This is a genomic window from Actinokineospora pegani, assembly GCF_009745975.1.
In the GTDB taxonomy this organism is placed as follows: Bacteria; Actinomycetota; Actinomycetes; order Mycobacteriales; family Pseudonocardiaceae; genus Actinokineospora; species Actinokineospora pegani.
Window position 1 is genome coordinate 184613 of record NZ_WHOL01000107.1, and the last position, 14364, is coordinate 198976.

The window sequence follows — 14364 nt, forward strand, 5'->3', positions numbered from 1 at the left end:
ACCGCTGGTCAGCCGTGCGCTCGTCCCCCTCTCACCCGACACACGCTTGGGGTCTTCCGGCATGTCCATCACCTGCACGTCCCTGTCCTTCTCCTGGCCAGACGGCACCCCCGTCTTCGACGAGCTGACCTGGTCGGCGGGCACCGGCCGCATTGGCCTGGTCGGCGACAACGGCAGCGGCAAGAGCACCCTGCTCCGGCTCATCGCGGGCGAGCTCACCCCGGTCGCGGGCAGCGTCACCGTCGACGGCGTCCTCGGCCACCTGCCGCAGACGCTCCCGCTCGACGGCGAGCCCACCGTCGCCGAGGTGCTGGGCATCGCGCCGGTCCTCGCCGCGCTGGCCGCCATCGAGTCCGGCGACACCGACGAGCGGCACTTCACCACCATCGGCGCCGACTGGGACGCCGAGGACCGCGCCCGCCTCGAACTCGACCGCCTCGGCCTCGACGGCGTCGGGCTGGACCGCCGCATCGGCACGCTCAGCGGCGGCCAGGTCGTCTCCCTCGGGCTCGCCGCCCAACTCCTGCGCCAACCCGACGTGCTGCTGCTCGACGAGCCGACCAACAACCTCGACCGGGCGGCCCGCTCCCGGCTGCACGCGGTGCTCCAGGGCTGGCGCGGCACGCTGCTGGTGGTCAGCCACGACCGCGAGCTGCTGGAGATGGTCGACCGCATCGCCGAGGTCGACCGGGCCGAGGTGCGGGTCTTCGGCGGCGCGTTCAGCGCGTTCCAGCAAGCCCGCGCCGCCGAGCAGCAGCTCGCCCAGCGGCAGGTGCGCAACGCCGAGCAGCAGCTCAAGAAGGAGAAGCGGGAGATGCAGCAGGCCCGCGAGCGCGCCCAGCGCAGGCAGAACAACGCCGCGCGCACCAACACCGACATCCCGAAGATCATCCAGGGCGGGCTCAAGCGGCGCGCCCAGGAGTCGGCGGGCCGGGCCGAGGGCACGCACTCAGCCCGCGTCGACGCCGCCCGCGAGAAGCTCGACACCGCGGGCCGCGCCGTCCGGGACGACGACAAGCTCGTGCTCGACCTGCCCGACACCGCGGTCCCCGCCGGGCGCACGGTCTTCCACGCCGAGCGCGTCCGCGTCGGGGCGCTGTTCGGCCCCGGCCTGGACCTGATCGTGCGCGGCCCGGAGCGGATCGCGCTGACCGGGCCCAACGGCGCGGGCAAGTCCACCCTGCTGCGGGTCGTCGCGGGCGACCGCGACCCGGACGCGGGCGTGCTGACCAGGGCCGACGGTCGCGTCGCCTACCTGTCGCAGCGCCTGGACCTGCTCGACCCGGACCGCTCCGCCGCGCAGAACCTGCGGACCGCCGCGCCGGGCATGCCCGACGCCGACCGGATGAACCTGCTGGCCCGCTTCCTGCTGCGCGGCCCCAAGGCCCAGCAGCCGGTGTCGACCCTGTCCGGTGGGGAGCTGCTGCGCGCCACCCTGGCCTGCGTGCTGACCGCCGAGCCCGCCCCGCAGCTCCTGCTGCTCGACGAGCCGACGAACAACCTCGACCTGACCAGCGTCGAGCAGCTCACCGAGGCGCTCAACGCCTACCGGGGCGCGCTGATCGTGGTCAGCCACGACCCGGTGTTCCTCGCCGACATCGGCGCCACCCGCGAACTCGCGCTGGCCGACGGCGTGCTGGTCGAACGCCTGGGGTGACGGGCTCAGGGGAAGGCGGGCACCTTGTCCCGGCTCGCCTCCCGCCGCGCCTTGACCTCCGGCGGCTCGGTGTGCGGCCCCGGCTTCGGCCGGGGCCCGCCACCGGGGAAGGCCAGCCGCAGGATGGTGCGCTGCACCGCGCCCCACTGCTTGCCCAGCGGCCCGGTGTTGTACGGCAGCCCGTAGCGCTCGCAGATCTCGCGCACCTTCGGCGCGATCTCCTGGTACCGGGAGCTGGGCATGTCCGGGAACAGGTGGTGCTCCACCTGGAACGACAGGTTGCCCGCCATGACGTGGAACAGCGGGCCGCCCTCGATGTTGGCCGCGCCGATGAGCTGGCGCACGTACCACGCGCCACGGCTCTCGTCGGCGACCTCCTCCTCGGTGAACATGAAGGTCTGGTCCGGGAAGTGACCGCAGAAGATGATCGCGTGCGACCACACGTTGCGGATGATGTTGGCGGTGAAGTTCGCCAGCAGCGTCGACTTGAAGCCCTTCCTGCCCGCGAGCGCCGGGTGGACCAGGTAGTCCTTGAGGACCTGACGACGCGCCTTCTGCCCGATGGCCTTGAACTCGTCGACGAGCTGCTTCTTGGACTTGCGGCCCTTCCTGATCGCCTCGAAGTCCAGGTCGTGCAGCGCCACGCCCCACTCGAAGAACGCCATCAGCACGATGTTGTAGAGCGGCTGCGCCAGGTACACCGGGTGCCACTTCTGCCTGGCGTCGACCCGCATGATCTCGTAGCCGACGTCCTTGTCCTTGCCGATCACATTGGTGTAGGTGTGGTGGACGTAGTTGTGCGAGTGCTTCCACGCCGCCGCGGGGGACGCGGTGTCCCAGTCCCAGGTGGACGAGTGGATGTTCGGGTCGTTCATCCAGTCCCACTGGCCGTGCATGACGTTGTGGCCGATCTCCATGTTCTCCAGGATCTTGGCGATCCCGAGCCCGGCCGTGCCCAGCAGCCACGCGGGTTTGTACCTGGAGAACAGCAGGACCGCCCGCGAGGCCAGCGCCAGCCGCCGGTGGAAGGTGATCATGCTGCGGATGTAGCGGGCGTCGACCTCGCCCAGCTCGCCGAACACCTGGTCGTGCAGCGCGTCGAACTCGCGCGCGATCCCCGCCAACTGCTCGTCGGAGAGCTTGTACAGCGGGTTGTCCGGGTCGTAGGGGGTCGGTTTCGCCGTTTTCTGGCCCATCGCTGGCCCGTCTCCCATCGTCAGAGGTCGATCTCAATCTCGCCGTCCGGCGCGCTGACACAGGTGCGCACCATCTGCCCGTCGGCGACGGTGACCGCCCCGGTCCGCAGATCGCGCACGGCACCGTCGCGCAGCCTGCCCACGCACGAGTGGCAGATGCCCATCCGGCAGCCGTAGGGCAGCGTGACGCCCGCCCGCTCGCCGCCGACCAGGATCGACACCCCGGACTCGCACTCGGCCCGCCCGTCGGAGACCCGGAACCGGACGCTGCCACCGGCGCCCTCGCCGCCACCGGTGCCGATCACCGGCTGGAAGCGCTCCACGTGCAGGTTGTCGCCGACACCCGCGCCGTCGAAGTGCCCGGTGACGGCGTCGATCATCTTGCGCGGCCCGGACAGGAACACCTGCCGCTCCCGCCAGTCCGGGCAGCGCTCGTCGAGGCTGGCCGGACTGAACCGCTCCTCGGTCGCGGTGTGTACCTCGCACAGGCGGTACCCGGGATTGCGCTCGGCCATGCGCCGCAGCATCGTCCCGAAGATCACGTCGTTCTTGTCGCGCGCGCTGTGGATGTGCAAGACGTCGTGCAGCGCCCGTTCGCGCTCCAGTTCGCGCAGCATCGCCATGACCGGCGTGACACCGCTGCCCGCGGACAGGAACAGGGCCTTGGCGGGCAGCGGGACGGGGAGGGTGAACTCGCCCTCGACCTCGCCGAGGAACACCCGCCTGCCGGGCTGCAGGCTCTCGTTGAGGAACGGCGAGACCTTGCCGCCCTCGGTGCGCTTGACGGTGATCGACACCAGCCCGCCGGGGTGGTCGGGGTCGGAGGTGATCGTGTACGCCCGCCAGTGCCGGATGCCGTTGATCTCCAGGCCGATCCGCAGGTACTGCCCCGGCCGGTGCCCTGGCCAGCGGAAGTGCGGGTCGACGACGATCGTGACCGCGCCACCGCGCTGCCTGCGCACCTCGGTCACCGTGCCGGTCGACTCGCGCGCCGACCAGTCGGGCCGCAGCAGGGCGAAGTAGTCGTCGGGCAGCAGCGGGGACGTCAGCACCCGGCCCAGCCTGCGCACCACCCGGTGCACCCGGGACAGCGCCGGAACCGCTCCGCGCTCGACCATCGCGCCCCCTCACGTTCGCCCGTTCGGGTAGTACCGATCGTCCGAGCATGACCCAGACCACGTCGGTTCGCGACTCCAACGGCGCGTTGGGGGGTCGTTACGCAGGTTGAGACACGGTCGGGTGGTGATCCACAGAACGGAGAGGGGAGCCGGGTGCCACGGCCTGCCCTGCGCCCTACCGGCTCTCGGCCACCGTCTGGGTGTGTGCGGGCTGGTCCAGGGTCGGCGGCTTGGCGGGCCACCAGAAGCGGTCGCCGAGCAGGAAGGCCAGGGCGGGGACGAGCAGGGTGCGCACGACGAGGGTGTCCAGGAGGACGCCGATGCAGACGATGGCGCCGATCTGGGCCAGGGCCACGACGGGGAGGACGCCCAGGACCACGAAGACGGCGGCCAGGAGGATGCCCGCGCTGGTGATGACGCTGCCGGTGCGGGTGAGGGCCTCGTGCATGCCCTCGACGGCGCCGAGGCGTTCTCGTTCCTCGCGGGCCCGGGTGGCCAGGAAGATGTTGTAGTCGACGCCCAGGGCGACGAGGAACAGGAAGGCGTAGAGCAGGACGCGGGTGTCGAAGGCGGCGAAGCCGAAGACGTGCTGGAACAGCCAGTTGCCCGCGCCGAGGCTCGCCACGTAGGTGGCGACGACGCTGACGATGAGGATGAGCGGGGCGACCAGGGAGCGCAGCAGCACCAGGAGCACGCCGAAGACCACCACCAGGATCAGCGGGATGATCACCGCGCGGTCGCGGGCCTCGGCGTCGTCCTGGTCGAGGGCGGACGCGTCGGCGCCGCCCACCAAGGCCTCCCGCAGCGGACCCGGCTGTTCGGCGTACGCGGCGCGGAGACCCCGCACGGCGTCGAAGGCCTCGTCGCTCTGCGGGGTGCCGGACAGCACCACGTCGATCCTGGTCCAGCCGTTCGCGCTCACCCCCGCGCGCGCCGAGGCCACGCCACCGACGCCATCGGCGACGGACACCGCCTCCTCGGCGACGGCCGCGGGGGCCACCACGCTCGTCTGCCCGCCGAACTGCCCGGGGAACGCCGCGGCGAGCCGTTCCGCGCCCCGCACCGCCTCCGGTTCGCCCAGCAACTGGTCGGTCTGGGTCAGGCCGACCGAGGCCCCGGCCAGGCCGAGGCTCAGGAACGCGATCAGCAGGACCGAGGCCGCGACGAACCGGACCGGCCACCGCCGCACCGCGGACCCGATCCGGACCCAGACCCGGTGCGACTCGGCCAGGTCGACCGGTCCGCTGTGGACACGGGGGACGAACGGCCAGAACAACCCGCGCCCGCACACCACGATCGCGGCGGGCAGCACCCCCAGGGCCATGACGAGCGCGATGGCGATGCCGATCGCGCACGCGATGCCCAGCGCCCGGTTGCCCTCGAGCGAGGCGAACACCAGCATCAGCAGGCTCAGCACCACGGTCCCGCCGGAGGCGAGGATGGCGGGCCCGGCCCCGCTGACCGCCGTGCGCATCGCCGCCCGCGGGTCCGGCTCGACCAGCAGCTCCTCCCGGTAGCGGGCGATGAGCAGCAGCGCGTAGTTGGTGCCCGCCCCGAACACGAGGACGGACAGGATGCCCAGGATGGAGGCGTCCACCGGGATGTCGAAGGCGTCGGCGACCGCCGCGACGACGAACCGGGCGAGCCCGTCGGCCACGGCCACCACCGTCAGCGGCACCAGCCACAGCACCGGGCTGCGGTAGGTGATGATCAGCAGCAGCGCGACCACGCCCGCGGTGATCAGCAGCAGCCGCACGTCCGCCCCGGCGAACGAGTTCGCGGTGTCGGCCTGGAAGCCGACCGGGCCGGTCAGCCACGTCTCGAGCCCGTCCGGCAGGCCCTCGGCCGCCGTCCGGCGCAGCGCGTCGGCCTGCGCGGCGATCCCGTCCGCGCCGGACTCGGCCGCCAGCGGGACGACCACGAGCGCCGCCGTCCCGTCCGCGCTGACCTGCGGCCGCACCGCCCGCGGCGCCGACGAGCCCGCCGCGAGCGCCGCCGCCCGCCCGGCGATCGCCTCCTGGTGCGCCGGGGTCAACGCCGTCCCCCCGGGCGCGGCGAAGAGCACGAGCGCGGAGGTCTGGTCCGCGCCCGGGAACCGGTCCAGCACCTCGGCGGCCCGCGACGACTCGGCCGAGGCCGGGCCGCCCTGGGCGGGGACGGTGTCCCCGGAGGACGTGGGCAGCAGCGCGAACAGCGCGCCCACCACGGCGAACGCCGCGACGAGCAACACCACCGCGCTGATCCGCCCGGTTTGCACGCGTCCGAGAAACCTCACCCAAGCCTCCTTTAGTACAGATTTTGTATTATCCAGGAGTTGTACCATGCCGGTATGACCGACACGCCGAGCAGTCGCCGGGGGACTGACGTCGTCGAGGAGCTGCGGCAGTTGATGACCGGGTTCCGCGGCCTCGAACGGCGCATCGGCGACCACTTCGAGCTCAACGCCACCGACACGGCCGCGCTGGAGATCATCGCCCGGGTGCCGGGCACGACCCCGTCGCGGCTCGTCGCGGACCTCAACGTCTCCCGGGGCGCGGTGACCTTCGTCCTCGACCGGCTGGAGGCGGCCGGGCTCATCACCCGCGAGCCGAACCCGGCCGACCGGCGCGGCGTGGTCCTGCGGCCCTCCCCGGCCGCGGTCGCCGACGTGCGCACGATCATGGTCGGCATCGGCACCCGGCTGCAGGCCCACTTCGCCGCGCTTCCCCCCGAGCACCAGGACGCCGTGCTGGACTTCCTGCGCGAGGTGCGGACGAGCTTCGGCGTGCCGGAACCGGATCAGCGCTGAGGGCGGGGCCTGGCGCCAGTCGAGGACCGCGGACCACCCATCGGCCCGAAGGCGGCGGGCAGACCGGGTGACCGCTCTAGCGGACGCCCACCAGCGCGGTGGCCGCGGTGATGGCGGCGGTCACCAGCGGGGAGGTGTCGTTGGCGCGCCAGAGCAGGTGGAAGCGGTGCTCCGGGCCCTTCTCGACCAGGGGCACCACCGCCACCCCCGGGTGCGACACGTCCGGGTGCACCAGCGCGACGCCCACCCCCGCGGCCACCATCGCCAGTTGCTGGTCCTGCTCCATCAGCCGGTGGTGCTTCCAGACCGGGGCGACGCCGTTCTCCGCCAGGAACCGGACCGTCGCGTCGTGCACGGACGGGGACACGTCGCGCTCCGGCAGCAGGAAGCCCTGGGCCTCGAACTCGCGCAGCGGCAGCCGGGTCTTGCCCGACAGCGGACCGGGGGAGGGGACGGCGACCTGGCTGTCGCGGTGGCAGCCGAGCAACAGGGACTCGACACCCTCCTCGGGGAGGGGGTCGCGGACCAGGGCGAGGTCGACGTCGCTGCGGTCCAGGGCCGCCAGCGCGCGCAGGCCCCACATGGGCGTGGCCACGACCTCCAGGCCCGCCCGGTCCTGCTCGACCTTGGCGCGCAGCGCCGCCGCCAGGTGCGCCGCGCCCGGGACGTAGCCCAGCCCCACCTGGCCCGACCAGCCCTCCCGCAGCGCCTTGGCCACGGAGTCGACCGCGCGCACGGCCGTCAGCGCGCGCAGCGCCTCGGACTCGACGCGCGCGCCCGAGGCCGTGAGCCGCACCCGGCGGACCGTGCGCTCGAACAGCGGCAGGCCGGTGGCCTTCTCGATCTCGTGCGACCAGCGGGTCAGGTCCTCGGCCCGCACGCCGAGGCGCTCGGCGGCGCGGCCGAAGTGCTGGGTCTCCCCGACCGCCACCAGGTACTCAAGATCCCGAACATCCACCCCGCCATCATGGCGCGGGGGACCGACAAGCCAATCCCCGGGGGAGCGCGCCCCAGCCGGCTGCAAACCCGTTCGCAGGCCCGCGAAGGCGTGGTTAAGGTCGTCGGGTGCCGGACGCGATCTTCGCCCACCCCCGCCTCGCACCCCTCTACGACGCCTTCGACGGCGACCGCGACGACTTGGCGGCCTACCTCGCGATCGCGGACGAGCTCGGCGCCCACCGCGTCGTCGACGTCGGGTGCGGCACCGGGTGCCTGGCCCTGCTCCTCGCGGGGACCGGCCGGGAGGTCGTGGGTGTCGACCCCGCCGAGGCCTCGCTCGCCGTGGCGCGGGCGAAGCCCGGGGCAGGCGCGGTCACCTGGCTGCACGGCGACGCCGAGGCGCTGCCCGCGGTGGCGGCCGACCTGGCCGTGATGACCGGCAACGTCGCATCGGTCTTCGGCACCGAGGCCGACTGGCGGCGAACCCTCCTCGGCGTCGGTCGCGCGCTGCGCCCCGGCGGACACCTCGTCTTCGAGACCAGGCGCCCGCGGCGCCGGGTGTGGCAGGACTGGCCGACCGAGAACCAGCCGATCACCCTCGACGTGCCCGGGGTCGGCCTGGTGGAGCGCCGCTTCGAACTCCTCGACGTGAGCCTGCCGCTCGTGACGTTCCGCCACACCTACCGCTTCCACGCCGACGGCGCGGTCATCACCTCGGACTCGACACTGCGGTTCAGCGACCAGGACGAGCTGGAGGCGAGCCTGGTGGCGACCGGCTACCGCGTGCTCGACGTGCGGGAGGCGCCGGACCGGCCGGGCCGCGAGTTCGTGTTCCTCGCGGCCCGGCCGGGCGGTCAGACCTCGCCGACCCAGTAGGCGCGGGCTCCGTGAGCAGCAGGCCCCTCCAGGTCTGAGCTGTCGGGGTCAGATGCGAACGCGGCGCTCGAAGCCCCGGCCGGGGTGCCAGGTCTCGACCACCACTCCGCCGTTGTTGGTGACGGTGGCGAGCACGACTTCGGTGACCTCGATCCGGAAGCGGTGCACATCGGAGCTGGCGGCCACGTCGTGTGCGAGGTCGGAGATCTTCGCGTCGCCGTCCCACGAGCCCGGGTCGTCTTCGGGGGTGTCCTCGGTCGGGCAGTGCATGGCGATTCGAGGTGTTCGGCGCGCGGGAGGCGCCGGGCCGGCCGGGCGGTCAGACCTCGCCGACCCAGTAGGGGGCGATGTCGATCGTGGCGTTGCCCGCGGCGCCGGTGAAGGTGCCCGCGGACTGGGTGGTGAGGGTGTACCAGGAGTCCACGTAGTCCGGGTCGTCGGTCCACCACTTGCCGGGCATGGCGTTGATGATGGCGTTGACCAGGGGGATGTGGGCGCCGCCGTCGACGATCGTGAGCAGCGCGGAGATCAGGGTCTGCGCGAGGGACTGGTAGTTGGTGTCGCCGTCGTCCTCCATCAGGACGATGTCGGCGGCGTTGTACTTGAAGTGGTTCCAGTGCACGACGAGTTGGCCCGGGTAGTAGTCGCGGTCCTCGTCGTCGAGGTAGGGCATGTCGACCGGATCGATGGCGACCCGGCCCTGCGGGCCGAAGCCGCCGACCAGGGTGAACATCTCCGCTTTGCCCTTGGGCCAGGGCTCCTGCTTGTCCCCGACCCTGATCCGGTTGACCTTCGTCGCCCAGTACCCGCCCCGCGCGGCGGCCCGCTCGGCCGCCAGCCCCTTGGCCGCCACCGCCTCGCGGACCACGTCCATGCCGATGGTGGTCGCGGTCTCCACGTCGACCTCCACCAGCAGCACCGGCTGGTCGGGGATGACGCCCAGGGTCAGCGTCCTGGCGCCGCCACCGGGGGCGTAGGCGCGGAACGTCGTCCCCTCGTCGTCATCGGGCACCGCCGCGACCAGCGGCTTCTCCCCGCCTGCCAGCGCGGCCGCCATGCCGCTGTCGCCCAGGCGCACCCGCAGCAGGTCGGCCGACCCGGCGGGCAGGCCCTTGGCCGCGAGCAGGTCGGCGTTGGCCCGGTCGACGGCCCGGCGCACCGCGCCCGCGCCGACCGACCGCGCGTCCACGCCATCGGTCCCGACAGCCGGGACCGGACCGTGCCCGACCTCGACCGCGATGGCCCGCGCCACCCGATCGGTGATCTGCCCGACGGGCCCAGCCGCGGGGGCCGCCTCGGCGGCGGTGACGCCGGTGATCGTGGCGGCCAGCACCACCACGGCGAGTCCCATCTTGGAAACCCTCATCGCCAGCTCCTCGTTGTGAAAGGATTTCCACAAGCGTGGTCTGTTGGCGGGCGAGCGACAAGAGGGCGAATGGCGGAGTCGATCACCAGCGATCACAGTTGGACATGACCACGCCGACGTCGCGCCCACCTCGGTGCCCACCTGGGTGTGCCAGTTGGGCGGCTCTGGGGTGCGCGCGACGTCGGCGTGGCTTCTCGCCCACCCGGGGGTGTGGCGACGTGGCCGCTATCGGGCCTCGATGACCGTCTTGAACTCGGCGGCAGCCCGCTCGACCTTCTTCTGCGGGTCGGCGAACAGCGAGGCGACGGCCTCGCCGAGCTTGCCCGCGGGCGGGTCGTAGGACAGGCTGATCTCGAACCCCGTGCGGCCGTTGCCCTTGTCGTCGAACCGGACGACGCCCGCGTTGCGCACATCCGGGTCGGTGCCCTCGACGGTCGCCCAGGCGATCTTGTGCGGGGCCTCGTCCTCGACGACGTTGGCCTCCCAGGTCAGCGTCTTGCCCATCGGGCCGTCCACAGTCCACACGGTCCGGTGGCCGCCACCGTCCTTGGCCTTCACCTCGCGCACGTCGGACAGCACCTGCGGCAGCTTGTCGAACGAACGCCACCAGTCGTAGCAAGCCTGCGCCGGGGCGTTTACCTCGATGTAGTGCGCAACGGCACCCAAGTGAACCAGTCCTTTCGTGAACGTTCGGCTGTTGTCGCGGGAGTACCCGGCCGGAGCGGGCCTAACCGCGGAACGCGGGAATGACCTCCTTGCCCCACAGGCGGAAGAACTCCTCGTGGTCGGAGCCGATCTGCTGCACGTAGACCTCGTCGGCGCCCGCGTCGACGAACTCGCGCACCGCGCCCGCGTGCCGGTCCAGGTCGGGCCCGCACACCACCTGCTCGCCGATGGCCTCGGGGGTCACCAGGCTGGCGGCGGCCTCGAAGTCCCTGGGCCGGGGCATGGTCTGCGCCAACTGACCCGCCAGGCCCTCGTTGCGCCAGAGCCGGTGCGCGGTCGCCTTGCCCTGCTCCTCGGTCTCCGCCCAGCACACCTTGAGCCCGGCCTGCACCGGCTTGCCGCCGCTGCCCTTGCGGAACCGCCCGATGAGGTCGGCGTCGGGCAGCACCGTGCAGTACCCGTCGCCGATGCGCGCGGCCAGGTCGGTCGCCTGCGGGCCGAAACCGGAGACGTAGATCGGCACCGGCCGCTCGGGCAGCGTGTAGATCCGCGCCTCCTGCACCTCGTAGTACTCACCGTGGAAGCTGATCTCCTTGCCGGTCAACAGCTTCCTGATCAGCTCGACCGACTCCTCGAGCATGTCCAGGCGGACGCCGGGGGAGGGCCACGGGTCGCCCAGGATGTGCTCGTTGAGCGCCTCGCCGCTGCCCAGGCCGAGGATGAAGCGCCCGTCGGTCTGCACCGCCGCCGTCGCCGCCGCCTGGGCGATGATCGCCGGGTGCACGCGCACGGTCGGGCAGGTCACCGCGGTCGTGATCGGCAGCGACACCGCCTCGGACAACGCCCCGATGACCGACCACACGAACGGGCTGTTGCCCTGCTCGTCCAACCAGGGGTGGAAGTGGTCGGAGATCCACAGCCGCTCGAAGCCCGCCTCCTCGGCCAGTCTCGCCTGGCGGACCAGCTCCTTGGGGCCGAACTCCTCGCTGGACAGGAAATACCCGATGCTCACCATGGCCCGGGGTTACCCGCGGCCGGTTGTTTCACTCTCGGGTATCCCCGATTGGTGATGCACGCATGCCTATGTTCTGATGGATTGGCACCCGTCGTCCACACAGGAGCGATCAGCGATGACCACGACCCACGCCGAGCACCCCGCCCACACCCACGCCCACGGGGAGGGCTGCGGCCACACCGCCATCCAGCACGGTGACCACGTGGACTACGCGCACGACGGCCACCTGCACCGGGACCACGACGGCCACTGGGACGAGTGCGAGCCCGCCGACCACGTGCCGCACGAGCACACCGACCACGTCCACGGCGAGGGCTGCGGCCACACGGCCGTCCAGCACGGCGACCACGTCGACTACGCCCACGACGGCCACCGCCACGCCGCCCACGGCGACCACTACGACGACCACTGAGGCAAAGCGTGGGTGGGACCGCGCCCGCGGCCCCACCCACGTCTCACGTCCTCGATCGAGCCGCTGACCAGATGTCCCGCGACTCTGGGATCGGGTAAAGCGCCTCGGTGATGTCGGTGTCCCACCGCCGGGTGACCTGGTCGTTCTCGGTGAACGGGGCCCAGCCGGGGTCCCCGGTCCTGGCGAACCCGGTCCACGAGGCGCGCAACGCCGCCGACAGCGCTTCGAAGCTGTCCGGCACCGGGGAGCCCAGGACCATGGCGGCGATGGGCGAGTCCGCGATGCCGAAGGTGAACGGCACATCGATGCCGTGGCAGGCGCCCAGCGGCCCCTCCCAGGCGAAGTCGTAGAGCCAGGTCCGCCCGCCCGCCGCCGCGTGGGCCTGGGCTGTCCACGTCGTCGGCATCCGGAACAGGCTGTCGGACATGATCGTGTCGATCAGCTCCCGGTCGGCCAGGCCCGGGTACGCCGCCCGGTAGTCGGCCAGCGCCGAGTCGGGCAGCGGACCCGCCGCCACGATGTCCTCCGGGGTGGCCGCGCTCAGATCGATCATCGTCGAGAACAGCCGGAACTCGTCGTGGGTGAACCCGCAGACCAGCTCCACGTCCCGGCCCGCGCCCCGGGCGATCAGGTTCCACGGCTGGTCGGTCAGCAGGTCGCCGTCGACCACCGGGCCGAAGGCGGTGATCCCGATTCGAGCCCGGCGCAGCGGCGCGCTCTGGGCGGCCAGCACCGCCTCCAGTGGCACGCTCGCGAAGTCGGACGGATCGATCCCCAGCTCATCGGCCACGACCCGGGTGACCTCCCGCGCCTGCTCCAGGCTCCGGTACCCCGACGGCACGCTCTGCGCGATCGCCCGGCGGAACAGGCCCAGGTCGGCGGCCAGCAGCACCGCGATCGACCCGGCGCCCGCCGACTCGCCGAAGACGGTCACGTTCGCCGGGTCGCCGCCGAACGCCGCGATCTCCGACCGCACCCACCGCAGCGCCGCCACCTGGTCCAACAGGCCCCGGTTCGCGGGGGCGCCGGGCACCACGCCGAAGCCGTCGAAGCCCAGCCGGTAGTTGAGCGTCACGACTACGACGCCGCTCTCGGCCAGCCGGGTCGCGTCGTAGCCGGGCAGCGACGACGACCCGTTCTGGTACGCGCCGCCGTAGATCCACACCATGACCGGCAGCCCCGTCCCGCCGCCCTCGGGCACGTAGACGTTCACCGACAGGGAGTCCACGCCGTCCCCGGGCGACCACGGCGAGGGCATGCCGGGGACGAGCGGACCCTGCGGCGGCGCGACGCCGAACCTGGTCGCGTCGCGCTCGCCGGACCAGGGCACCACCGGAGCGGGGCCCTGGAACCGCAACGGCCCCTCGGGGGCCGCGGCGTAGGGGATGCCCAGGAACCTGGTCACCCCCGCGCCCGCGCTGCCCCGCACCGATCCGGACGACGTGCGCACGACCAGGTCCACGGCCACCTACTTCAAGTTGTGGGCGAGTTCGCCCTGCTCGCCGAAAAGCTGCTGGGTCCACTTTCGCAGAAGCTCGGTGTTGTCGTTGTCGTTCGGGTGGAAGCCCACGCGGTTGTAGTCGCGAATCCGCTGGCGGACCTCCTTGGTCAGGAACGGCGAGTGCCGCAGCGCCGCGAAGCTCTTGAGCAGCCGCTTGGGGTTGCGGGCCGCCTTGTCGCCCGCCAGGGAGGCCAGGGTGTGCATGGTGACGCCGAACAGGAAGCTGCACGTCATCCAGCGCATGGTCCAGATGCGCCGCTTCTCCGTGCCGCCCACGGCCCGGTAGACGTCGAACGCGACCGCCTTGTGCTCGGACTCCTCGATCGCGTGCCACAGCAGCACCGACCGCACCTCGCTGGTGCCCAGCAGCTCCTGCGCGCGCGGGTCGATCAGCAGCGTCTCCGCCAGCGCCGCGGTGTAGTGCTCCAGCGCGGAGGTCACCGCCAGCGAGGAGATCTTCGGCAGCCGCTTCCAGTACATGCTCAGCGCCCGCTTGACCATCTGGTCGACCCGGTGCGTCGGATAGCCCATCTCCTGGAGGCGGTCGTTGAGGTCGCGGTGCTCGCGGCCGTGGGTGACCTCCTGGCCGATGAACCCGGCGACGTCCTTCTTGAGCTGCGGGTCGGTGATCCGGTCGGAGTAGTGGCGCACCGAGCGGACGAAGAAGTCCTCGCCCTCGGGGAACATCGCCGACAGCGTCGCGACGATGTGGCTCATCACCAGGTCGTCCTGGACGTAGTGGCGCCGCTCGCCGGTCTCCAGACCGGTCGCGGGGCCGTAGTCGAACCGGATGCGACGCGGTTTGATCGGGATGGACATGGCTTGTGCCT

Annotated in this window: 14 protein-coding genes; 4 read left to right on the top strand and 10 right to left on the bottom strand. The window is 72.2% G+C overall.

The window, feature by feature from the left end:
• Positions 1-61: 61 nt before the first annotated feature.
• On the top strand, positions 62-1657 hold the full coding sequence (locus GCL84_RS20725) for an ABC-F family ATP-binding cassette domain-containing protein (RefSeq protein WP_156757176.1): 1596 nt from the start codon (positions 62-64) through the stop codon (positions 1655-1657).
• A 5-nt stretch (positions 1658-1662) separates the two neighbouring features.
• Here GCL84_RS20725 and GCL84_RS20730 read toward each other — a convergent pair whose 3' ends face one another.
• The 3 genes from GCL84_RS20730 to GCL84_RS20740 form a co-directional block, all read right to left on the bottom strand.
• Entirely contained in the window at positions 1663-2853 is a 1191-nt protein-coding gene (locus GCL84_RS20730; protein WP_156757177.1) for a fatty acid desaturase family protein, read from the bottom strand.
• A gap of 20 nt (positions 2854-2873) precedes the next feature.
• On the bottom strand, positions 2874-3971 hold the full coding sequence (locus GCL84_RS20735) for a ferredoxin reductase (protein WP_156757178.1): 1098 nt from the start codon (positions 3969-3971) through the stop codon (positions 2874-2876).
• Positions 3972-4146: 175 nt separating this feature from the next.
• On the bottom strand, positions 4147-6246 hold the full coding sequence (locus GCL84_RS20740; protein WP_156757179.1) for an MMPL family transporter: 2100 nt from the start codon (positions 6244-6246) through the stop codon (positions 4147-4149).
• A 54-nt stretch (positions 6247-6300) separates the two neighbouring features.
• Between GCL84_RS20740 and GCL84_RS20745 the strand changes: the two genes are divergently transcribed.
• A complete protein-coding gene (locus tag GCL84_RS20745; RefSeq protein WP_156757180.1) occupies positions 6301-6759 on the top strand; it encodes a MarR family winged helix-turn-helix transcriptional regulator in 459 nt (152 codons plus the stop codon).
• 76 nt (positions 6760-6835) lie between these two features.
• Here GCL84_RS20745 and GCL84_RS20750 read toward each other — a convergent pair whose 3' ends face one another.
• Entirely contained in the window at positions 6836-7717 is an 882-nt protein-coding gene (locus GCL84_RS20750; RefSeq protein WP_197523400.1) for a LysR substrate-binding domain-containing protein, read from the bottom strand.
• A 107-nt stretch (positions 7718-7824) separates the two neighbouring features.
• Between GCL84_RS20750 and GCL84_RS20755 the strand changes: the two genes are divergently transcribed.
• Positions 7825-8574: a class I SAM-dependent methyltransferase gene (locus tag GCL84_RS20755; protein ID WP_156757182.1), complete on the top strand. Its 750-nt coding sequence runs from the start codon at positions 7825-7827 to the stop codon at positions 8572-8574.
• Between the two features lie 48 nt (positions 8575-8622).
• On the opposite strand, the gene GCL84_RS20760 is transcribed toward GCL84_RS20755, so the two are convergent.
• From GCL84_RS20760 to GCL84_RS20775, 4 genes are all read right to left on the bottom strand, one after another.
• The gene (locus GCL84_RS20760) at positions 8623-8844 is read right to left on the bottom strand and encodes a hypothetical protein (RefSeq protein WP_156757183.1); all 222 of its coding nucleotides are present in this window, start codon (positions 8842-8844) and stop codon (positions 8623-8625) included.
• Between the two features lie 49 nt (positions 8845-8893).
• A complete protein-coding gene (locus tag GCL84_RS20765) occupies positions 8894-9940 on the bottom strand; it encodes a DUF3103 family protein (RefSeq protein ID WP_156757184.1) in 1047 nt (348 codons plus the stop codon).
• Between the two features lie 225 nt (positions 9941-10165).
• A complete protein-coding gene (locus tag GCL84_RS20770) occupies positions 10166-10606 on the bottom strand; it encodes an SRPBCC family protein (RefSeq protein ID WP_156757185.1) in 441 nt (146 codons plus the stop codon).
• A gap of 61 nt (positions 10607-10667) precedes the next feature.
• On the bottom strand, positions 10668-11621 hold the full coding sequence (locus GCL84_RS20775) for a TIGR03557 family F420-dependent LLM class oxidoreductase (protein WP_156757186.1): 954 nt from the start codon (positions 11619-11621) through the stop codon (positions 10668-10670).
• Between the two features lie 115 nt (positions 11622-11736).
• Here GCL84_RS20775 and GCL84_RS20780 point away from each other — a divergent pair, with 115 nt between their 5' ends.
• Entirely contained in the window at positions 11737-12033 is a 297-nt protein-coding gene (locus tag GCL84_RS20780) for a hypothetical protein (protein WP_156757187.1), read from the top strand.
• A 43-nt stretch (positions 12034-12076) separates the two neighbouring features.
• On the opposite strand, the gene GCL84_RS20785 is transcribed toward GCL84_RS20780, so the two are convergent.
• Both GCL84_RS20785 and GCL84_RS20790 read right to left on the bottom strand, forming a co-directional pair.
• Positions 12077-13501 (bottom strand): carboxylesterase/lipase family protein, encoded by a 1425-nt coding sequence (locus GCL84_RS20785; protein ID WP_235926517.1) that lies wholly within the window; start codon positions 13499-13501, stop codon positions 12077-12079.
• Positions 13502-14353, bottom strand: coding sequence for a metal-dependent hydrolase (locus GCL84_RS20790; protein ID WP_156757188.1), 852 nt, complete (start codon positions 14351-14353; stop codon positions 13502-13504).
• Between the last annotated feature and the right edge of the window lie 11 nt (positions 14354-14364).